This window comes from Nocardioides sp. GCM10030259 (assembly GCF_042666375.1).
Taxonomy (GTDB): Bacteria; Actinomycetota; Actinomycetes; order Propionibacteriales; family Nocardioidaceae; genus Nocardioides.
Genome location: NZ_JBHTDF010000001.1, coordinates 41,123 through 62,538 on the forward strand (window position 1 = coordinate 41,123; position 21,416 = coordinate 62,538).

The following is a 21,416-nucleotide window of genomic DNA, read 5'->3' on the forward strand; positions in this document are numbered from 1 at the left end:
TCACTCGTCGTCGGGGAGAGGGGGTGCGACCGGAGTAGGTCGCGACTCCGCCCCACGCCGTACCTGCAACGTCCCGGCGCACCCACCGGAGCACGAGGAGGAGACGCCCCACGGACGACGCGGTCACGGCGCGGGCGGGCGCAGGATCGACGGACCGAGAAGGACGAACGAGGAGAGAGCAGATGAGTGTGCAGGCAACGAACCTCCGGGGCGACGTGGTGCGGCCCGGCGACGACGGGTACGACGAGGCGGCGCGGGTCTTCTTCGCGACCGGCGCGCCCGCGCTCGTCGTACGGCCCCGCGACCCGGACGACGTCGCGGCCGCCGTGACCCACGCCGTACGCCACGACCTGACGGTGTCGGTGCGCTCCGGGGGTCACAGCCCCGTCGGGCACGGCACCAACGACGGCGGCATGGTGATCGACCTGGGCCACCTGGCCGGGGTCGAGGTGCTCGACGCCGACCGCCGCATCGTGCGCGTCGGCGGCGGCGCGACCTGGGGCGCGGTGGCCGCGGCGCTCGAGCCGCACGGCTGGGGACTGACCGCCGGCGACACGACCCACGTCGGCGTCGGCGGGCTGACGCTCGGCGGCGGCATCGGCTGGATGGTGCGCCGGCACGGCCTGGCGATCGACAACCTGGTCGGGGCGCGGGTCGTGACGGCCGACGGCCGCCTGGTCACGGCGTCCGACGACGAGAACTCGGACCTGTACTGGGCGCTGCGTGGGGGCGGGGGCAACTTCGGTGTCGTCGTCGACTTCGACTTCGTCGCGCAGCAGGTGACCACCGTGCACCACGGGACGATCACCTACCGGCTCGACGACACCGCCGCGCTGGTCCGCCGCTGGCGGGATGCCATGCGGGTCGCGCCGGAGGAGCTGTCCAGCACGCTGGTCCTGGCGCCGGCGATGGCCGGCAACCCGCCGATGGCGATGGTGCTGCTCTGCTACGCCGGTGACCCCGGCAGCGGGCAGCTCGAGGCCGACGCCGCGATCGAGCCGCTGCTCGAGCTGGGCGACATCGTCGAGGCGAGCATCGCCGAGCGGCCGTACGCCGGGATCCTCGAGCACGCCCAGCACCCGCCCGGCCTCCGGATGGTCGCGCGCAACACCCTGGTGCCGGAGCTGGACGAGACGATCATCGATGCGATCGCGGCCGCCCACCCCGGTGGCGCGCCCACGGCGTTCGCGCTGCGCAGCCTCGGTGGCGAGTTCGGCCGGGTGCCCGCGGCGGCGACGGCGTTCGCCCACCGCGACGCGGAGGCGATGATCGTGTGCGGCGTCATGCTGCCGGCGGCGGCCGCCGACGAGCAGGTCGAGCAGGCGCTGACGGGCTGGCGACGGGTCGCGGCTCTGGGCAGCGGCACGTACATCAACTTCCAGGGGTCGGCCGGCGCCGAGGACGTGGCGGCGGCGTACCCGCCCGCGACGTACGACCGGCTGGCCGCCGTCAAGCGCAGCTACGACCCCGGCAACGTCTTCGCGCGCAACCACAACATCGCGCCGGCGACGGCTGACGCGGAGGGGCCGGCGGCGTGAGGGCGCCTACTCGCCCCAGCCCATGGGGAACACCTCGAACGACGCCGCGAGGGTCGTCCCCAGCCGCTGACCGGTCTGCCGCGAGAATCCCTCCAGGAACTCGCGCGGGTCCCAGTTCTCCCAACCCAGTCCCTCGATATAGGCACGGTGTGCCTCGAGCGAAGCGACGCCAGCGTCGAAGGTCTCGGTCGTGTCGACAGCGTGGGTCGCCTGCGGCGAGCCGGCCGCCCAGACGGCGCGGACGCCGCCCCAGGGCTCGAGCCCGTCGGTGAGCTGCTCGGGGAAGACCCACCGGTTGCCGGCGTCGCGCACCGCGTCGACCACGGCGCGGCCGGTCGCGATGTGGTCGGCCTGGTTGAGGTTGAGCCCGCCCCAGGTGTCGCGGAAGTTGCCGGTGATCACGATGTCCGGCCTGTGCCGGCGGACGACCTCCGCGATCGCGCGCCGCAGCGGCACGCCGTACTCCAGGATGCCGTCGGGCTGGCCGAGGAACTCCACCTGCGACACCCCGACGATCCGCGCCGACTCGACCTGCTCGGCCTCGCGCACGCGCCGGCACTCGTCGGGTGCCATCGAGTCGATGCCGGCCTCGCCGGAGGTCACCATGCAGTAGACGACGTCCTTGCCCTGCCCGGTCCAGCGGGCGACGGCGGCCGCCGCGCCGAACTCCAGGTCGTCGGGGTGGGCCACCACGCACAGCGCGCGCTGCCAGTCCTCGGGGAGCGCTTCGAGCTTCTCGGGTTCCATGCTCCGAGCATGGCAGGCTGCGACCATGTCGAGCGAGGGGCCGAGCGAGGGGCCGGGCAAGCGGTACGCCGACATCGCCCTGCGGCTGCCGCCCGCGAGCCACCGCTGGCGCGGCGCCGCCTTCCGCGCGGAGCTGGAGGCGTGGGTGGCGAACGTCGTGGGGGAGCCGATCTCCCTCGAGCCGCTGAAGGTCCGTGCGTGGGCGACCGTCTGGCGCGTCGAGACGCGCAGCGGCGTCTTCTACGCGAAGCAGAACTGCGCCACCCAGGACTACGAGGCGCGGCTGATGGTCACCCTCAACGACCTGGCCGCGCGGCACGTCGTCCCGGTCGCCGCCGCAGACCCCGGTCGTGGGCTGCTGCTCACGCCCGACCAGGGCGAGGTGCTGGGGGAGCGCACCGACGACGTCGACGCCTGGTGCCGGGTCACCGCGGCGGGCGCGCAGCTCCAGCTCGAGCTGGCGCGGTACGCCGACCACCTCGTCGACGCAGGGCTCACGACGCTCGCGCCGGCCGACTGCCCGGCGTACGTCGAGGAGCAGCTCGCCGCGTTCGACGAGCTGCCGGACGGCGACCCGCGCGCGATGGAGCCGGGGGCCGGTGAGGCGGTGCGCGCGCTCCTGCCGACGGTGCGGGAGTGGGCCGACCGGGTCGCCGCGCTCGAGCTTCCGCTCACCCTGTGCCACAACGACCTGCACGGCCACAACGTCTTCGACCGCGCCGGCGAGCTGCGCTTCTTCGACTTCGCCGACGCGCTGGTCATGGAGCCGCTGGCGGCGCTGCTCATCCCGCTCGCCGCGCTCCGGGGCACGCTGGACGCCGCCCCCGCCGACCCGCGCCTGCGGCGGGTCGCCGACGCGGCGATCGAGGTGTGGACCGACTACGCACCGGCCGCGGAGCTGCGGGCCGCGCTGCCCGCGGCGCTCCAGCTCGCCCGGCTCGCCCGCACGGAGTCGTGGATCCGCTGCATCGCGCCGATGGACGACGAAGAGCTCGCGGAGTGGGGCGCCGCCGCGGCGTACTGGCTGGCCTCGCTGACCGCGGAGCCGCCCCTGCTGCCCGCGGGCTGAACCGGGTACCCGCGCACCATGGGCGAGATCCGGGTCGGCATCTCCGGCTGGACCTATGCGGGATGGCGCGGTGACTTCTACCCGCGCGGTCTGCGGCAGCGCGACGAGCTTGGGTACGCCGCAGAGCGCCTCGGCACGATCGAGATCAACGGGTCCTTCTACTCGCTGCAGCGGCCCACGTCGTACGCCGCCTGGCGGGACGCGACGCCCGACGACTTCGTCTTCGCCGTCAAGGGCGGTCGCTTCGTCACCCACATGAAGCGGCTGCGCGACGTCGAGGCACCCCTCGCCAACTTCTTCGCCTCCGGTGTCCTCGCCCTCGAAGGGCGACTCGGACCGGTGCTGTGGCAGCTGCCCGCGCGGCTGCCGTACGACGCCGCACTGCTCGCGGCCTTCTTCGACCTGCTCCCGCGCACCGTCGGCGACGCCGCCGCCCTGGCGCGCCGGCACGACGGCAAGGTGCCCGAGGACCGCGCGCTCACCCGGGCCCCGCACGGGTACGCCGACCAGCCGATCCGGCACGCGCTGGAGTTCCGCCACGAGTCCTACTGCACCGACGAGGCGTTCGCGCTGCTCCGCGAGCACGACATCGCCTGCGTCGCGGCGGACTCCGCCGGCCGGTGGCCGCGCGCCGAGGTCGTCACGAGCAACCTCGCCTACGTCCGGCTCCACGGCGACGAGGAGCTCTACGCGAGCGGCTACTCCGACCGCGCCCTCGACGCCTGGGCCGACCGGATCGACACCTGGTCCCGCGACGCCGACGTCGTCGTCTACTTCGACAACGACGCCAAGGGCTACGCCCCGCACGACGCCCTCCGCCTCATGGACCGCCTGGGCCTCCACTAGGCTCTCGACCCCGAGGGGCAGCCCTCGAGGGGCGGTAGCTCAGTCGGTCAGAGCAGAGGACTCATAATCCTTGGGTCGTGGGTTCGAGCCCCACCCGCCCCACCTGCCCCACCTGCCCCACCTGCACCAGTCGCTGCAGCCGGCATACCCCGGGCATGAGTCAGCCCGCTGGCGTCTCGGGTCACCAGCGGGCTGACAACACGACGGTAGCCCGCGCCTCCAAGGCGGGTGCCGTCTTGAGGAAACCTTGCGCCTGCGGAGGCCGGACTGTCGAGGCCGACGGACGCCGGGGCCAGAGTTGTGCGGTACGACGAACACGCACCCGGTTCCCGTTTCCTACGGTGAGCGCCATGAGCACCCTGCCCGAGGTGAAGGCCTGGATCGCCGAGCAGCTGCCGGCGCTGATCGCGAAGTACGACGTCCCCGGCGCCGCCGTGGCCGTCCTCGCAGGGGGCGAGGTCGTCGACCACGCCGCCGGCATCCTGCACAAGGGGACCGGTGTCGAGGCCACCACGGACTCGATCTTCCAGATCGGGTCCGTCACCAAGCTCTGGACGAGCACGCTGGTGATGCAGCTCGTCGACGAGGGCAAGGTCGAGCTCGACGAGCCGGTCCGCACCTACCTGCCGGAGTTCGTCATCGGCGACGACGACGCGGCCCGGCAGATCACGGTGCGGATGCTGCTCAACCACACGTCCGGCTTCGAGGGCGACATCTTCACCGACACCGGGGTCGGCGACGACTGCGTCGAGAAGTACCTCGGCGTCCTGGGCGAGGTGCCGCAGCTGTTCCCGCCGGGGGAGCAGTTCTCCTACAACAACGCCGGCTACTGCGTGCTCGGCCGCCTGGTCGAGGTGCTCCGCGAGAAGCAGTACGACGCGTGCCTGCGCGACCACCTGTTCGCCCCGCTGGGCCTGACCCACGCCGCCACCAACCCGTACGAGGCGATCATGTTCCGCGCCGCGATGGGTCACGTCGAGCTGGAGCCGGGCACCGGCCCGCAGCCCGCCCCGGTCTGGGCACTCGCCCGCTCCAACGCCCCGGCCGGCGCGATGCTCGCCATGCGCCCGCGCGACCTGCTGAAGTTCGCCGAGATGCACCTCAGTGACGGCAAGGCCGCCGACGGCACCCAGGTGCTCGCCCCCGGCACCGCCGCCCGCATGCACGCGGCCGAGGTCGACCTGCCGTACCTCGGCGTCATGGGCGACTCGTGGGGGCTCGGCTTCGAGCGCTTCGACATCCCGGACGGCGAGATCATCGGCCACGACGGCAGCACGATCGGCCAGAACGCCTTCCTGCGGATGGTCCCCGGAGCCGGTGTGGCGGTCGCGCTGCTGACCAACGGCGGCGACGTCCTCTCGCTCTACCACGACATCGCGGGCCACGTGCTCGCCGAGCTCGCCGGCGTGACGCTGCCGCCGCTGCCCACGCCGCCGGAGTCACCGGAGCGCATCGACGCGAGCCGGTACGTCGGCACGTACGCCTCCGAGGTCGCCGACCTGGTCGTCAGCCAGGACGACGACGGCCGGATCTGGCTGGAGCAGACCCCGAAGGGCCTCTTCGAGGAGCTCGGCGAGAAGCCGGAGCGCCGCGAGCTCGTGCACTTCCGGGGTGACAGCCTCATCAACGTCGAGCCCGAGCAGGGCATGCACATCCCGCACGCCTTCGTCGGTGACGACGGCGACGGCCACGCCCTGTACCTCCACATCGGTCGCGCCGTCCGGCGCGCCGGAGCCTGAGAACGAGGAATCGCGCATGAAGCTCAAGGCAGCCCTGCACACGTCGCTGGGCATCTGCGTCACCGCCGCCCTGCTCGCCGGTTGCGGCGGGAGCGACGAGCCCTCGGCCAACGGAGGGGGAGGCGACAGCGAGTACGCCGACGGCGGGACGTTCACCATGGCGCTGAAGGGCGACCCGGGCAAGCTCGACCCGCAGTCCTCCGCGGGGACCCAGCTGTTCACGGTCAACCAGCTCGCGTACGACAACCTGCTCTCGATCGACGCGGAGACCGGTGAGATCCAGTCCCAGCTCGCGATCGACTGGGAGGTCGACGGCAAGACCGTCACCATCACGCTCGGCGAGGGCATCACGTGCTCCGACGGCAGCGACCTCACGGCGACCACCGTCGCCGACAACGTCGCGTACGTGGGCGACCCGAAGAACAAGAGCCCGTACCTCGGCGTGTTCCTGCCCGCCGGCGCCACGGCGGAGGCGGACGACGCCGCCGGCACCGTGACGATCACGCTGGCCGAGCCGGCGCCGTTCGTCCTCAACGGGCTCGCCAGCCTGCCGATGGTCTGCGACGCCGGCATGAAGGACCGCAAGTCGCTGGCCGACACGACCGTGGGCACCGGCCCCTACGTGCTCACCGAGGCGGTCCCCGGCGACCACTACACGTACGAGATCCGGGACGGCTACACCTGGGGCCCGAACGGCGCCACGACCGACGAGCAGGGCATGCCCGACACCGTCGTCATGAAGATCATCGAGAACGAGGGCACGGCCGCCAACCTGCTCGTGTCCGGCGACATCAACGCGGCCCAGGTCATCGGCCCCGACGTCAAGCGTCTCGACGCCCAGGGCCTGTTCGCCGCCGAGACGACCGCGCTGCAGGGCGAGCAGTGGTACAACCACGACAACGGCCACGAGACCAGCGACGCCGACGTGCGGATGGCCCTCACCCAGGCACTCGACCTCGCCGAGCTCGCGTCGGTGTCGACCGCCGGTGCGGGCACGCCGGCCACCACCCTGGCCGCGATCGAGCCGGTCTCGTGCCCGGGTGACTCGGTCTCGGGCGTGCTTCCTGCCCAGGACGTGGATGCGGCGAAGTCCGTCCTCGACGGCAAGACGTTCACGTTCCTCTACTCCAGCGCAGCCGGCAGCGGCGTGGCCGCTGCCGCGGAGCTGGCCGTCCAGCAGTGGGAGGCCGCCGGCGCCACGGTGACGGCGAAGGGCGTCGACGAGACCGCGCTCCAGGGCGCCATCTTCGGCACCGGCGACTGGGACATCTCGTGGGTCCCGCTCAACGTGAACAGCCCCGACCAGCTGGTCCCGTTCCTGTCCGGCCCCGGCCTGGCCGACGGCGGCACCAACTTCTCCGGCATCGACAACGCCGACTACACGGCCGGAGTGGAGGAGGCGAGCGCCATGAACGGCACCGAGGGCTGCGACACCTGGCTCGAGGCGGAGTCGGCGCTGGTCGCCGCGGCCGACATCGTCCCCTTCGCCAACAACCTGGTGAAGACCTTCGGCAACGGCGCCGAGTTCGAGACCCCGGGCCAGCTGGTTCCCACCAGCATCCGGATGCTGGCGAAGTGAGCTGGGGCAGCCCATGACGCAGGCGAGCTCGGTCGCCGCGCCCCCACGGGTGGGAGTGCTCTCCCGCCCGTGGGTCCGGTTCGGGATCCGTCGTCTCGGCCGCCTGCTGGTCTCGCTGTGGGTGCTGGTGACGGCGTCGTTCCTGATGATCCACCTGATCCCGGGAGACGCGGTGCGGGCGGCCCTCGGCCCGACCGCACCGGCCTCCCTGGTCGCGGCCAAGCGCGAGGAGATGGGGCTCGACGACCCGATCCTGGTGCAGTACTGGCACTATCTCCAGGGCCTGCTGACCGGTGACCTCGGCACCTCGATCGTGTCGCAGCTGCCGGTCGCCGACGTCGTCTCGCAGCGCCTGCCCGCCACGCTCGCGCTGGCGCTGCTGGCGTTCCTGTTCGCGGTCGTCGTCGCGGTGCCGCTCGGCGTCACGATGGGTGTCCTCACCCGGCGCGGCCACGGACGTCGTACCGAGCTCGCCTTCACCACGACCAGCGTGATCCTGGGGATCATCCCCGACTTCCTCGTCGGCGTCGCCCTGGTCTACGTCTTCGGTGTCAGCCTCGGCTGGCTGCCGGTCGCCGGCAACGACACCGCGAGTGCGTACGTGCTCCCGGTGCTCGCCCTCGCGATCGGCCCGGCCGCCATCCTGTCCCGGATCATCCGGGTCGAGATGGTCGCGGTGCTCGGGGCCGACTTCGTCCGTACGGCGCGCGCCAAGCGGCTGCCGGCGCGCACCGTCTACCTCGGTCACGCGCTCCCGAACGCGCTCACCGCCTCGCTCACCCTGGGTGGACTGATCCTCAGCGCGATGGTGGCCGGCACCGTGCTGATCGAGAACGTCTTCGCGTGGCCTGGTCTCGGCAGCACGATCGTCTCGTCGATCCTCAACAAGGACTACCAGGTCGTGCAGGCCGTCGTCCTGGTGTACGGCGTCGGCGTGCTGCTCGTGAACACGATCGTCGACGTGGCGCTCGCGCTCCTCGATCCCCGCTCGATGATCAGGGAGGACTGACGTGCGGCGCTGGACCAGAGTGCTCCGCACTCCCGTCGGGCTGACGGCCACCGTGCTCACGGTCGGCGTCCTCGTGCTCGCGGTGATCAGTCCGATCCTGTGGACCGACGACGCGGACGCCGTCGACACGAGCAACATCCTGGCCGGACCGTCCGCCGAGCACTGGGCCGGCACCGACAACCTGGGCCGCGACATCTTCTACCGCACCTTGGTCGCCACCCGGCTCTCGGTGGAGCTCGCACTCGCCGCGACGGCCATCGCGGTCGTCGTGGGCCTGCTGCTCGGCACCGCGTCGTTCGTGCTCGGCCGCCGCACCGGCCGGCTCGCGAACGCCGGCATCAACATCGCCGTCGCGTTCCCCGGCCTGCTGCTGGCGCTGTTCCTGGCGGTGGTCTTCGGCGTCGGTGCGATGGGCGCGGTCCTGGCCGTCGGGCTCGCCGGCGCCCCGGCGTTCGGCCGCTTCACCCAGACCCTGGTCGCGTCCGTCGCGTCTCGTGACTTCGTCGACGCGGCCCGTGTCGCCGGCGTCGGCCGCGTGCGCATCCTCTTCCGGCACGTGCTCCCCAACATCGCCGAGCCGCTCGTCGTCAACGCCACGATCGGTGCCGGCGGCGCGCTGCTCTCGTTCACCGGCCTGTCGTTCCTCGGCCTCGGTGTCCAGCAGCCCCACTACGACTGGGGTCGGCTGCTCTACGACGGCGTCCAGTCGATCTACGTCAACCCGGCCGCCGCCCTCGCCCCCGGCATCGCCGTGGTCATCGCCGGCCTCGCCTTCAACCTGTTCGGAGAGTCCGTGGCCAAGGTCCTCGGGGTGGGCGTGGTCGGCGGCATCCCCGCGCTGCCGCCGACGGTGGAGTCGCTCGACACCGAGGAGGTCGTCGCCGAGGAGCCGCATCACCTCCGCGACGACGTCGTGCTCGACGTCCGCGACCTGCAGGTCGCCTTCCCGGGCACGGACGGACCGATCCGACCCGTGCGCGGCGTCTCGTTCGCCGTACGCCGAGGCGAGTCGGTCGGCCTGGTCGGCGAGTCGGGCTCCGGCAAGTCGCTGACCGCGCTGGCCGTCTCGCGCCTGGTCGACGACCCGGGCCGTGTGGACGCCGAGCGCCTCTCGCTCCTCGACATCGACCTGCGGGCGGCCGACACCAAGGCGCAGCGGCAGCGGCTCGGCACCTCGCTGGCGATGGTGTTCCAGGACCCGATGACGTCCTTCAACCCGACGCGTCGGATGGGTGGTCAGCTCGCGGAGGTCGCCCGTCACCACCAGGGCATGGACCGCAAGGGTGCGCTGGCCCGCGCGGTCGACCGGATGCGCGCCGTCCGGATCAGCGAGCCTGAGCGGCGGGCACACCAGTACCCGCACGAGTTCTCCGGCGGCATGCGCCAGCGCGCGATGATCGGCATGGGCCTGATGGGCACACCCGCGCTCATCGTGGCCGACGAGCCGACGACGGCGCTCGACGTGACCGTCCAGCAGCAGGTGCTCGACCTGCTCGCCTCGATCCGGGCGACCGACGACGTCGCGCTGCTGCTGATCAGCCACGACGTCACCGTGGTCGGCGAGGTCTGCGACCGGGTGCTCGTCATGTACGCAGGCCAGATCGTCGAGGACCTGCCCGCGACCGAGCTCACGTCCGGAGCCCGGCACCCCTACACGCGGGCGCTGGTCGCGGCCGTGCCCGCGATGGACACGCCGCTCGACCGGCCGCTCGCCGTCATCCCGGGCCGGCCGGTCGACCCGTCCGACGTACCGACCGGGTGCGCGTACGCCGCCCGCTGCCCGCTCGCCACCGAGCGCTGCCGCACCGAGCAGCCACCGCTCGAGACCGACGCGGCCGGTCGGCGGGTCGCGTGCTGGCACGCCGGCGAGCCGCTCGATGTCGCGATCGAGGACCGGCTCGACGACTGGGAGGAGGTCGAGGTCCGATGACTCACCCCACGCCGTTCTCGGCCTCCCCCGCTTCGCTCCTCCGACCGACAACGCCGAGGGGACCCCGATGAAGGAGTTGCGCTTCGACGACGTCACCGTCCGCTACGGCCACACCACGGCCGTCGACGGTGTGAGTCTCACCGTGCCCGCGGGGGAGGTGGTCGGGCTCGTGGGGGAGTCCGGCTCCGGCAAGTCCACCCTCGCCCGCGCCGCCGTCGGGCTGGCTCCGGTCTCCGAAGGCCGGATCCAGCTCGACGGTGAGCCCGTGCCGACCCGCGGCCGGCACCGCCCGCTGCAGATGGTCTTCCAGGACCCCTACTCCTCGCTCGACCCGCGCATGAGCATCGGCGAGAGCGTCGCCGAGGCGATCCCGCCGGGCACCTCCCGCGCCGAGCGGCGGGCGGAGGTCGCGCGGCTGCTGGAGCTGGTCCACCTCGACCCGACCCGCGCCGACGCCCGCCCGTCCGAGCTGTCCGGCGGGCAGCGTCAGCGCGTCGCGCTCGCCCGCGCGCTCGCCGGCCGGCCGGCCGTGGTCATCGCGGACGAGATCACCTCCGCGCTCGACGTGTCGATCCAGGGCGCGGTGCTCAACCTGGTGCGCGAGCTCCAGCGCGAGCTCGGCCTCTCGATGCTGTTCATCTCCCACAACCTCGCGGTCGTCCGCTACGTCGCGACCCACGTCGCGGTCATGCACGACGGCCGCATCGTCGAGGAGGGACCCACCTCGCAGGTCCTCGCCCGACCCGACCACGACTACACGCGCGAGCTGCTCGCCGCCGTACCAGGACCCAACACATTCCCCGGAGGGAGCACCCGATGACCCGACGCCCGAGCATCGACGACCTGCCCGCGATCGCCGTCCCCTCGCAGCCCGCCATCTCGCCCGACGGCAGCCGCGTCGCCTACGTGCTCCGCGCCCTCGACGGCGAGGGCGACCGGAACGTCGACCAGCTGTGGACGGTCCCGACCGGCGGTGGCACGCCGCGCCGCCTGACGAACGGCAGCACCGACTCCGCCCCGGCCTGGTCGCCGGACGGCAGCCGCCTCGCGTTCCTCCGCGACAACCAGGTGCACCTGCTCGCCGCCGACGGGGGCGAGCCCGAGCGGGTCACCGACCAGCCGCTCGGCGCCGGTGCGCCCGTCTGGAGCCCGGACGGCGCGCGGCTGGCGTTCACCGCCCCGGTCGACCCCACCGACGGCACGGGGCCGCTGGTCAGCAGGCGCGTCGACTACCAGGCCGACGGGGCGGGCTTCTTCGGCGCGCTGCGCAACCAGCTGCACGTCGTCGAGCTCGAGAGCGGCGCCGTACGCCGGGTCACCGACGGCGACCACGCCGGTCGCCCCGCGTGGGCGCCGGATGGTCGCACCCTCGCCTTCACCCGCAGGGTCGGCAGCGACAGCGACCTGAGCTTCCGCACCGCCGTGCACCTCCTCGACGTCGACGACCCCAAGGCGACGCCACGGGCCGTCGCGCTCGAGGACGGCATCGCCGTCACCGTGTCCTTCGCCCGCGACGGCGAGAGCCTGCTGGTGGTCGGGCACCCGGCCCTCCGGCTCGGGCACGCCCACCTGCTCCGGGTCCCGCTCGGCGGCGGCGAGCCGGCCGACCTCAGCGCGCACCTCGACCGCAACGTGATGCCGGGCGGCCCGGCGTACCCGGGCGCCCTCCCGGTCGAGACCGAGGACGGCCGCCTGCTGTTCGCCGTCCGCGACCGCGGCTGCTCCCACCTCTGGGACGAGGACGGCCCGGTGCTCGCCGGAGCCGGCCGGGTCGTCTCCGGGCTGTCGGTCGCCGGCGGCACGGCAGTCGTCGTGCTGACTACCCCGACGTCGTACGGCGAGGTCGTCGCGCTCGACCTCGGGTCCGGTGCAGAGACGGTTCTCACCGACCACGGAGCCGCCCTCGCGGACGTCGAGCCCTTCGCCCGCGAGGAGCGGACGTTCACGATCTCCGACGGCACCGAGGTGCAGGCGTGGCTGGTCCGCGACCCCGATCGCGAGGGCCCGCTCCCGCTGCTCCTCGACATCCACGGTGGTCCGCACAACGCCTGGAACGCCGCCGCCGACGAGATGCACCTCTACCACCAGGCGCTCGCGGCGCAGGGCTGGGCGGTGCTGCTCGTCAACCCGCGCGGCAGCGACGGCTACGGCGAGACGTTCTACAACGGCGTGCGGGGCGCGTGGGGCGTCGCCGACGTCCGCGACTTCCTCGAGCCGATCGACACTCTGGTCGCCGAGGGGCTCGCCGACGCCGGCCGGCTCGCGGTCACCGGCTACAGCTACGGCGGCTTCATGACCTGCTGGTTGACCGGCCACGACGACCGGTTCAAGGCCGCGGTCGCGGGCGGCGTCGTCTCGGACCTGACGAGCGAGTACGGCGCCAGCGACGACGGTCCGCTCATGGGCCGTTACGAGCTGGACGGCACACCCTGGACCGCGGCGGAGCAGTACGCCGCGATGTCGCCGATCTCGCGCGTGCACGCGGTCACGACCCCGACGCTCGTGCTGCACGGCCGGGACGACCTCACCTGCCCCGTCGGCCAGGCCCAGCAGTGGCACACCTCGCTGCGCGAGCGCGGCGTCCCGACCGAGCTGGTGCTCTACCCGGCGGCCTCGCACGCGTTCATCCTCTTCGGCAAGCCGTCGCAGCGGATGGACTACAACCGTCGCGTGGTCGCCTGGCTCGACCAGTACGTCGAGCGCGACGGCCGCCCGCGCCTCGACGCCGCCCACTGGCAGCGCCGCCTCGAGGTGCTGGCAGCCAAGCACCACGTGCCCGGCGCCCAGCTCGGCATCCTCGAGGGCGACGACGTCGTCGAGGCGGCGTACGGCGTGCTCAACAACCGCACCGGACAGCCCGCCACCACCGAGTCGGTGTTCCAGATCGGCTCGATCTCCAAGGTCTGGACCGCCACGGTCGTCATGCAGCTGGTCGACGAGGGCAAGATCTCCGTCGACACCCCCGTCGTCGAGGTGCTCCCGGAGCTCCGGCTGTCCGACCCCGAGGTCACCAAGCAGCTGACGATCCGGCACCTGCTCACCCACACCAGCGGCATCGACGGCGACGTGTTCACCGACACCGGTCGCGGCGACGACTGCCTGGAGAAGTACGTCGCGCTGCTCGCCGACGTCGCCCAGAACCACCCGCTCGGCGTCACCTGGTCCTACTGCAACTCCGGCTGGTCGCTGCTCGGCCGCGTCATCGAGGTGCTGACCGGCCAGACCTGGGACCAGGCCATGAAGGAGCGGCTGTTCACGCCGCTCGGCCTGACCCACACCGTCACGCTGGCCGAGGAGGCGATCCTCTTCGCCGCCGCGGTCGGTCATGTCGAGGCCGAGGGCGAGCAGGTGCCCACCCCCGTCTGGGACCTGCCCCGCTCGGTCGGCCCCGCCGGCCTGATCAAGTCGACGGTCCGCGACGTCCTCGGGTTCGCCCGGCTGCACCTCTCCGGCGGGCTCGCGCCCGACGGCAAGCGCGTTCTGTCCGCCGAGTCGACCGAGGCGATGACCCGGCACGAGGCCGACCTCCCCGACAAGTTCATCCTCGGCGACTCGTGGGGCCTCGGATGGATCCGCTTCGACTGGCACGGGCGCCGGCTCATCGGTCACGACGGCAACACGCTCGGGCAGGCCGGCTTCCTCCGCGTGCTGCCGGACGCCGAGCGCGGGGGTGTCGCGGTCGCGCTGCTCGCGAACGGCGGCAACACCCGCGACCTCTACGAGGACCTCTACCGCGAGGTCTTCCGCGAGGTCGCCGGTGTCGAGATGTCGCAGCCGTTCACGCCGCCCGCCGAGCCGGTCGAGGTCGACATCACGCCGTACGTCGGCACGTACTCGCGCTCCTCGGTGCGGATGGACGTGCTGGCGCCCGTGGACGGCGGGAGCCCGACGCTGCGCACCGAGGTCCTCGGCCCGCTCGCCGAGATGGTGCCCGACCCGGTCGACGAGTACCCGATGGTGCCGGTCGGACCGGCGCTGTTCGCGGTCAAGCCGCCGGAGGCCGACACCTGGGCGCCGGTGACGTTCTACGAGCTGCCGACCGGCGAGCGCTACGTGCACTTCGGGGTGCGGGCCACGCCACGGGTGGAAGCATGAAGCCCGACCCGGCCGAGCTCCTGACCGAGCTCCTCGCCGACACCCGCGCGATGGTCGAGTGCGAGTCGCCGTCGGACGACCTGGCCGCGGTGGCCCGGTCGGCCGACCTGGTGGCCGCGATCGGCACCGCCCGGCTCGGCGTCGAGCCGGAGCGGATCGTCCTCGACGGCCGCACGCACCTGCGCTGGCGGCTCGGTGCCGGGCCGTCCCGGCTACTGGTGCTCGGCCACCACGACACGGTGTGGCCGCTCGGCTCCCTGGCGACCCGCCCGTGCACGGTCGAGGACGGCGTGCTGCGCGGCCCGGGCTGCTTCGACATGCTGGCCGGGCTCGCGATGGCCTTCCACGCGCTCGCGGGCGCCGAGGGCGTGACGCTGCTGGTCACCGGCGACGAGGAGCTCGGGTCACCCAGCTCGCGCGGGCTGATCGAGGACGAGGCGCGCGCCGCCGAGGCGGCACTCGTGCTCGAGGCCTCGGCCGACGGTGGCGCGCTCAAGATCGAGCGCAAGGGCGTGTCCCTGTACGACGTACGCGTCGACGGCCGCGCCGCCCACGCCGGTCTCGACCCGGAGCGCGGCGTCAACGCCACCCTCGAGCTCGCCCACCAGGCGATCGCGGTCGCCGCGCTGGCCGACCCGGCCGCCGGCACCACCGTGACGCCTACGGCCGCGCGGGCCGGCACGACCACCAACACGGTGCCCGCCGGTGGCTCGTTCGCGGTCGACGTCCGGGTCCGCAGCGTCGCGGAGCAGGACCGGGTCGACGCCGCGCTGCGCGCGCTCACGCCCGCGCTCGACGGCGCGACCGTGACGGTCTCCGGCGGGCCGAACCGCCCGCCGCTGGAGGCCTCCTCGTCGGCCGCGCTGCTCGCGCGGGTGCGGACCGTCGCCGACCGGCTCGGCCTGCCGGAGCCCCGGTCGGCCGCGGTCGGCGGAGCCTCCGACGGCAACTTCACGGCCGGCGTCGGAACGCCGACCCTCGACGGGCTCGGCGCCGTCGGCGGGGGAGCGCACGCCGACGACGAGCACGTGCTGGTCGACCATCTCGTCGACCGCACCAGGCTGCTCGCCGGCCTGGTCGCGGACCTGCTGGCGCAGCCGACGAACATCCCCGAGCCGACTGGTGCGGCCCGACCATGACGAGCGCGGAGGGCCTCAGCAGCATGAGCACCGTGACGAACCCGGCCCGGATGGATCGCGCCGCCGACGCGCACCGTGCGGTGCAGGCGGCCGACGCCGCTGCCCTCGACGCGGGCGTCGTCGTCCGGGAGGTGACCGACCTCGCCGACCTCGCGACGGTCGTGGAGCTGTACGCGACGATCTGGGGCCGCTCGGACAACCCGCCGGTGACGCTCGAGCTGCTGCGCGCCTTCAGCAAGGCCGGCAACTACGTCGGTGGCGCGTTCGAGGGCGACCGCTTGGTCGGCGCCTGCGTGGGCTTCTTCCACGCGCCCGCCGAGGACGCGCTGCACAGCCACATCGCCGGCGTCGCCGCCGACCTCGCCGGACGGCACGTCGGCTTCGCCCTGAAGCTCCACCAGCGCGCGTGGGCGCTGCTGCGCGGGGTGTCGGAGATCGCCTGGACGTTCGATCCGCTGGTGAGCCGCAACGCCTGGTTCAACCTGGCCAAGCTCGCCGCCCGGCCGGTGGAGTACCTGCCGAACTTCTACGGCGCGATGGCCGACACCATCAACGGCGCGGACGAGTCCGACCGCCTGCTCGTCCACTGGGAGTTGCTCGACCCGACGGTGGTCGAGGCCTGCTCGGGCGCCGGCGTGGGGCTGCGGGCCGACGAGGAGCTGGCCGCCGGAGCCGTCGTGGGGGTCGGCATCGGCGCCGACGGCGGGCCCGCCGCCGGGTCGCTCGACGGCGACACCGTGCTGGTCGCCGTACCGCCCGACATCGGCGCGCTGCGCGCCACCGACCCCGCGCTGGCCGCCCGTTGGCGCACCGCGGTGCGGGAGGCGCTGTCGACGCTGGTCGGCGACGGCGCGATGATCAGCGGCTTCGACCGCAACGGGTGGTACGTCGTCAGGAGGACCGCATGAAGCTGACCGGAGTCGAGCTGCGACGGGTCACGATGCCGCTGGTGTCGCCGTTCCGCACCTCGTTCGGCACCCAGACAAGCCGCGACATCCTGCTGCTGCGCGTCGTCACCGGCGACGCCGAGGGCTGGGGCGAGTGCGTCGCGATGTCGGACCCGCTCTACTCCTCGGAGTACGTCGACGCCGCGGCCGACGTGCTGCGCCGGTTCCTGGTGCCGGCGCTGGTCGACGCGCCGCACCTCGACGCCAACGCGGTCGCGCGGATCCTCGCGCCGTTCAAGGGCCACCGCATGGCGAAGGCCGCGCTCGAGATGGCGGTCCTCGATGCGGAGCTGCGCGCCGAGGGCCGGTCCTTCGCGCGCGAGCTCGGCGCCGTCCACGAGCGGGTGCCCTGCGGGGTCTCGGTCGGGATCATGGACAGCGTCCCGGCCCTGCTCGACGCCGTCGGCGGCTACCTCGACGAGGGCTACGTCCGCATCAAGCTCAAGATCGAGCCCGGCTGGGACGTCGAGCCGGTGCGGGCCGTCCGTGAGCGGTACGGCGACGTGCTGCTCCAGGTCGACGCGAACACGGCGTACACGCTCGCGGACGCCCGTCACCTCGCGCGCCTCGACCCCTTCGACCTGCTGCTGATCGAGCAGCCGCTCGAGGAGGAGGACGTGCTCGGCCACGCCGACCTGGCGCGACAGATCCGCACGCCGGTCTGCCTCGACGAGTCGATCGTCTCGGCCCAGTCGGCCGCCGCGGCCATCCGGCTCGGCGCCGCCGCGATCGTGAACATCAAGCCGGGCCGCGTCGGCGGCTACCTCGAGGCCCGTCGCATCCACGACGTCTGCGTCGCCGCCGGCGTGCCGGTCTGGTGCGGCGGCATGCTCGAGTCCGGGTTGGGCCGGGCAGCGAACGTCGCCCTGGCCGCGCTCCCGGGCTTCACGCTGCCGGGCGACACCAGCGGCTCCGGTCGCTACTACCGGACCGACATCACCGCGCCGTTCGTCCTCGAGGACGGCCACCTCACCGTGCCGACCGGCCCGGGCCTGGGGGTGGCGCCGCTGGAGGACGAGCTCGCACGGGTCACCACGGGCACGGAGTGGATCGTAGGCTCCTCCGTGTGACCTCACCCGCCGCAGGCGCTCCGGACCCGCGCCCGCGGGCCAGCCTCGGCCGTGTCGTCGACGGACTCGGTGCGACGCTGCTCGAGCTGGTGCACGGCGACCCGGAGGCCGCGGGGGACGTCGGCGGCGTGGTCATCCACGACCCGCTGGACGCACCGGTGCTCCCGCCCGGCGCGCTCGTCCTCGGGGTCGGCATCGAGACCCCCGAGGCGGTGGTCGCCCTCGTGGAGGCGCTCGGCGCGGCCCGGGCGGCGGCGCTCGTCGTCCGCGCCCCCGTGCCGGTCACGCCGGAGGTACGCCGTACCGCCGACGCGGCCGGTGTCGTGCTCCTCGGGCTCAGCCGCGGCGCGCCGTGGGCGCACCTGGCCGCGATCGTGCGATCGCTGCTCGCCGAGGGCGACGTCGGCGTCACCGAGCGCGAGTCGCTGGGCGGCCTCCCGTCGGGCGACCTGTTCGCGGTCGCCAACGCGATCGCGGCGCTGCTCGACGCGCCGGTCACCATCGAGGACCGCAGCTCCCGGGTGCTGGCCTTCTCGGGGCGCCAGGACGAGGCCGACGCCTCCCGGGTCGAGACGATCCTGGGGCGGCAGGTGCCGGAGCGCTACGCCCGGATCCTCAACGAGCGCGGGGTCTTCCGCGATCTCCACCGCAGCGACGAACCGGTCTTCATCGACCCTCCGGCGGCCGAGGGCAGCGACGCGTTCACGGTGCCACGGGTCGCGATCGCCGTCCGCGCCGGCGACGAGGTGCTCGGCTCGATCTGGGCAGCCGTCCGCGAGCCGCTGAGCGAGGAGCGCACGATCGCGCTCCAGGAGTCCGCCAAGCTCGTCGCGCTGCACCTGCTGCGCGTGCGCGCCGGTGCCGACGTGCAGCGTCGGTTGCGGGCCGACCTGCTCAGCTCGGCCCTCGAGGGCGGCGCCGGTGCCCGCGCCGCGCTCGACCGCCTCGGCCTCACCGGTCAGCCGCTGATGGTCCTCGGCGTCGCCGTGACGGGCGTCGACGCCGACGTCTCCACGACCGAGGGCGCCGCCGTCACGCACGAGCGGGAGCGCCTCAGCGACGCCTTCGCGCTGCACCTGAGCGCCGCGCACCCGCGCGCGGCGGCCGCGCTCGTCAGCGGGGTCACCTACGGACTTGTGCCGGTGACGGGCCAGGTCGAGGAGGGCGAGACGCGCGCCGTACGCATCGCCCACGACTTCCTCGACCGCGTCGGCGACCGGCTCCGGCCGGTCATCGGCATCGGTCCCGTCGCCACCGACCTCGCGGGGCTGACCCAGGCCCGGACCAGCGTCGACCGCGCGCTGCGGGTGCTGCGCAGCGGCGGTGGCGGGCGTCGCGTCGCCCGTCTCGACGACATCCAGGTCGAGTCGTTGATGCTCGAGCTCCACGACCTCGCCGCCGCCCGTGGCGACCGCCCGACCGGCTCGCTCGCGCGGCTGATCGACTACGACCGGCGCCACCACAGCTCGCTCGTCGAGACGCTGCAGGCGTGGCTCGAGGCGTTCGGGGACGTCACGGCTGCCTCCGAGGCGCTCTACGTGCACCCGAACACGTTCCGCTACCGCCTGCGCCGCGTCGCGGAGGTCGGCGAGATCGACCTGGCGGACCCCGAGCAGCGCTTCGTCGCGATGCTCCAGCTGCGGGTGCTGGCGCGCGGCTGACCGATGAGTCCGCGGCGGCCGCCGGGTCGCCACTTCCATGCGCAGGCTGATCGTGACGCAGAACATCACCGTCGACGGGGCGATCGAGATGCTCGGCGACTGGTTCGACCCGAGCACCCAGGACGACGACCTCGTCGCGGAGGTGCGCCGCCAGGACGATGGCGTCGACGCCCTGCTGCTGGGGCGCCGGACGTTCGAGGACCTGCGCGGCTACTGGCCGGACCAGGTCGGCACCGACACCACCGGCATCGCCGACTACCTCGACCAGGTCCACAAGTACGTCGTGTCGACCACCCTGACGGATCCCGGGTGGTCCCCGACGACCGTGCTCACCGGAGAGCCGGCCGACGCCGTACGCGACCTGAAGGCGTCCGACGGCGGCGACATCGTGCTCACCGGCAGCATCCGGCTGACCCACGCCGTCCTGGCCGCCGGCCTCGTCGACGAGCTCCGGCTGTTCGTGTACCCGGTCGTGCAGGGCGCCGGCCGGCGCCTGTACCCCGACGGGGTCGAGCAGCGGCTGCGGCTGCTCGAGACGCGCGCGTTCTCCGGGGGTGTGGCGCTGCTGCGCTACGCGTGACCTGCGACCGCGTGCGGCTGGTAGCCGGCGCCGAGCTCCTCGAGGTCGGACTCCGAGAGCGACAGGTCGACGGCGGCGACGGCGTCGGCGAGGTGCTGCGGCTTGGTGACGCCCACGATCGGCGCGGTCACCGTGGGCTGGTGGAGCAGCCACGCGAGGCCGACCTGGGCGCGGGAGGCACCGAGCCGGTCGGCCACCCGGGCGACCGTCTCGACGATCGAGCGGTCCCCGTCGCGGTAGAGCGTCGCGCCGAACTGGTCGGTCTCCGAGCGCGCGGTCTCGTCGTCCCAGTCGCGGGTGATCCGGCCCCGCGCGAGCGGGCTCCACGGGATCACACCGACACCCTGGTCGGCGCAGAGCGGGAGCATCTCCCGCTCCTCCTCGCGGTAGATCAGGTTGTAGTGGTCCTGCATGGAGACGAACGGCGTCCAGCCGTTGCGCTCGGCGACGTGCTGCGCCTTCGCGAACTGCCACGCCCACATCGACGACGCCCCCAGGTAGCGGGCCTTGCCCGCCCGCACCACGTCGTGCAGCGCCTCCATCGTCTCCTCGATCGGGACCGCCGGGTCCCAGCGGTGGATCTGGTAGAGGTCGACGTAGTCGGTGCCGAGCCGGCGCAGCGACTCGTCGATCTCGTGCAGGATCGCCTTGCGCGACAGGCCCGCGCCGTACGGGCCGGGGCGCATCCGCCCGTGCACCTTGGTCGCGATCACCACGTCCTCGCGGCGCGCCAGGTCGCGCAGCGCGCGGCCCGTGAACTCCTCGCTGCTGCCGCCGGAGTACACGTTGGCGGTGTCGAACGTCGTCATCCCCGCGTCGAGGGCGTCCTTGATGATCGCGCGGGCCGACTCCTCGTCGAGCACCCACGGGTGCCCGCCGCGGGACGGGTCGCCCCAGCTCATGCAGCCGATGATCACGCGGGAGACGTCGAGTCCGGTGTTGCCCAGCTTCGCGTAGCGCATGCCGACAGCCTTGCACCCTCTCGAAGCCGCCGGGGCTACGGTCGAGTCGTGGATCGTCGGCGGCGGCACCGCACCTACTTCTGGCTGATGGGCACCTGTCTCGTGCTCATCCTCCTGGCGTGGAACCTCGTGCGCCTCTGGTCGACCACCGCCGCGATCGTGATGAGCGTGGTCGCCGCACTCATCCCGCCGGTCGCGGCGTTCGTCGGCAACCAGGGGGCGCTGGACGACTCGCAGCCGCCCGCCGGCGACGAGGACCGGTGAGCGTCACTCGGAGGGCTGCGGGACCTCGACGTTGCAGTCGATCTTCGGGTTGGCGCCGACGTAGTTCAGCGGGCCCGCGATGATCGTGAGCGCGGTGTCGCCCGCCCGCTTGCAGTCGACGTCCTGGTCGTCGCCGAAGTAGCCGCGCTGCCACGCGGCGGCCACGCCGATGACGAGCCACACGACGACGACGAGTCCGATGATGGTCTTCATCACCGGTCCGTACCCCGACCAGCGTCGC

18 protein-coding genes and 1 tRNA gene are annotated in these 21,416 nt (G+C 73.3%); 16 read left to right on the forward strand and 3 right to left on the reverse strand.

Annotated elements, in window-relative coordinates; translation table 11 throughout:
* The first annotated feature begins 182 nt into the window (after positions 1 to 182).
* On the forward strand, positions 183 to 1,538 hold the full coding sequence (locus ACFQQI_RS00190) for an FAD-binding oxidoreductase (protein WP_378556112.1): 1,356 nt from the start codon (positions 183 to 185) through the stop codon (positions 1,536 to 1,538).
* Positions 1,539 to 1,544: 6 nt separating this feature from the next.
* Here ACFQQI_RS00190 and ACFQQI_RS00195 read toward each other — a convergent pair whose 3' ends face one another.
* Complete coding sequence (locus ACFQQI_RS00195; RefSeq protein WP_378556115.1) at positions 1,545 to 2,285, reverse strand: PIG-L deacetylase family protein; 741 nt, start codon at positions 2,283 to 2,285, stop codon at positions 1,545 to 1,547.
* Positions 2,286 to 2,310: 25 nt separating this feature from the next.
* Here ACFQQI_RS00195 and ACFQQI_RS00200 point away from each other — a divergent pair, with 25 nt between their 5' ends.
* From ACFQQI_RS00200 to ACFQQI_RS00265, 14 genes are all read left to right on the forward strand, one after another.
* The gene (locus ACFQQI_RS00200) at positions 2,311 to 3,354 is read left to right on the forward strand and encodes a hypothetical protein (protein ID WP_378556118.1); all 1,044 of its coding nucleotides are present in this window, start codon (positions 2,311 to 2,313) and stop codon (positions 3,352 to 3,354) included.
* 18 nt (positions 3,355 to 3,372) lie between these two features.
* Positions 3,373 to 4,200, forward strand: coding sequence for a DUF72 domain-containing protein (locus ACFQQI_RS00205; RefSeq protein ID WP_378556121.1), 828 nt, complete (start codon positions 3,373 to 3,375; stop codon positions 4,198 to 4,200).
* Positions 4,201 to 4,228: 28 nt separating this feature from the next.
* Positions 4,229 to 4,302 (forward strand) — tRNA-Ile (locus tag ACFQQI_RS00210).
* Between the two features lie 248 nt (positions 4,303 to 4,550).
* A complete protein-coding gene (locus ACFQQI_RS00215; RefSeq protein WP_378556124.1) occupies positions 4,551 to 5,939 on the forward strand; it encodes a serine hydrolase domain-containing protein in 1,389 nt (462 codons plus the stop codon).
* Between the two features lie 16 nt (positions 5,940 to 5,955).
* Complete coding sequence (locus ACFQQI_RS00220; protein WP_378556127.1) at positions 5,956 to 7,518, forward strand: ABC transporter substrate-binding protein; 1,563 nt, start codon at positions 5,956 to 5,958, stop codon at positions 7,516 to 7,518.
* A gap of 13 nt (positions 7,519 to 7,531) precedes the next feature.
* Positions 7,532 to 8,527 carry an ABC transporter permease gene (locus ACFQQI_RS00225; protein WP_378556130.1) on the forward strand — a complete coding sequence of 332 codons (996 nt, stop codon included), beginning with the start codon at positions 7,532 to 7,534 and terminating at the stop codon, positions 8,525 to 8,527.
* A gap of 1 nt (position 8,528) precedes the next feature.
* Positions 8,529 to 10,457, forward strand: a complete 1,929-nt coding sequence (locus ACFQQI_RS00230) for a dipeptide/oligopeptide/nickel ABC transporter permease/ATP-binding protein (protein WP_378556133.1) — start codon at positions 8,529 to 8,531, stop codon at positions 10,455 to 10,457.
* Positions 10,458 to 10,524: 67 nt separating this feature from the next.
* Entirely contained in the window at positions 10,525 to 11,277 is a 753-nt protein-coding gene (locus ACFQQI_RS00235; RefSeq protein WP_378556136.1) for an ABC transporter ATP-binding protein, read from the forward strand.
* On the forward strand, positions 11,274 to 14,552 hold the full coding sequence (locus ACFQQI_RS00240) for a serine hydrolase (RefSeq protein ID WP_378556139.1): 3,279 nt from the start codon (positions 11,274 to 11,276) through the stop codon (positions 14,550 to 14,552). The genes ACFQQI_RS00235 and ACFQQI_RS00240 overlap by 4 nt, the downstream gene beginning before the upstream one ends.
* A complete protein-coding gene (locus ACFQQI_RS00245; RefSeq protein ID WP_378556142.1) occupies positions 14,549 to 15,691 on the forward strand; it encodes a M20/M25/M40 family metallo-hydrolase in 1,143 nt (380 codons plus the stop codon). The genes ACFQQI_RS00240 and ACFQQI_RS00245 overlap by 4 nt, the downstream gene beginning before the upstream one ends.
* Before the next feature lie 23 nt (positions 15,692 to 15,714).
* On the forward strand, positions 15,715 to 16,599 hold the full coding sequence (locus ACFQQI_RS00250) for a GNAT family N-acetyltransferase (protein WP_378556145.1): 885 nt from the start codon (positions 15,715 to 15,717) through the stop codon (positions 16,597 to 16,599).
* The gene (menC, locus tag ACFQQI_RS00255; protein WP_378556148.1) at positions 16,596 to 17,708 is read left to right on the forward strand and encodes an o-succinylbenzoate synthase; all 1,113 of its coding nucleotides are present in this window, start codon (positions 16,596 to 16,598) and stop codon (positions 17,706 to 17,708) included. Before ACFQQI_RS00250 ends, menC begins: the two co-directional genes overlap by 4 nt.
* Positions 17,705 to 19,369 (forward strand): PucR family transcriptional regulator, encoded by a 1,665-nt coding sequence (locus ACFQQI_RS00260; protein ID WP_378556151.1) that lies wholly within the window; start codon positions 17,705 to 17,707, stop codon positions 19,367 to 19,369. Before menC ends, ACFQQI_RS00260 begins: the two co-directional genes overlap by 4 nt.
* Positions 19,370 to 19,421: 52 nt before the next feature.
* Complete coding sequence (locus ACFQQI_RS00265; RefSeq protein ID WP_378556154.1) at positions 19,422 to 19,949, forward strand: dihydrofolate reductase family protein; 528 nt, start codon at positions 19,422 to 19,424, stop codon at positions 19,947 to 19,949.
* Here the strand turns inward: ACFQQI_RS00265 and ACFQQI_RS00270 are convergent.
* A complete protein-coding gene (locus ACFQQI_RS00270; protein ID WP_378556157.1) occupies positions 19,940 to 20,911 on the reverse strand; it encodes an aldo/keto reductase in 972 nt (323 codons plus the stop codon). The two genes, ACFQQI_RS00265 and ACFQQI_RS00270, sit on opposite strands and share 10 nt — an antisense overlap.
* Positions 20,912 to 20,959: 48 nt before the next feature.
* Between ACFQQI_RS00270 and ACFQQI_RS00275 the strand changes: the two genes are divergently transcribed.
* Positions 20,960 to 21,175: a DUF3099 domain-containing protein gene (locus tag ACFQQI_RS00275; RefSeq protein ID WP_378556160.1), complete on the forward strand. Its 216-nt coding sequence runs from the start codon at positions 20,960 to 20,962 to the stop codon at positions 21,173 to 21,175.
* A 3-nt stretch (positions 21,176 to 21,178) separates the two neighbouring features.
* Here the strand turns inward: ACFQQI_RS00275 and ACFQQI_RS00280 are convergent, their stop codons facing one another.
* A complete protein-coding gene (locus ACFQQI_RS00280; RefSeq protein ID WP_378556163.1) occupies positions 21,179 to 21,388 on the reverse strand; it encodes a hypothetical protein in 210 nt (69 codons plus the stop codon).
* Between the last annotated feature and the right edge of the window lie 28 nt (positions 21,389 to 21,416).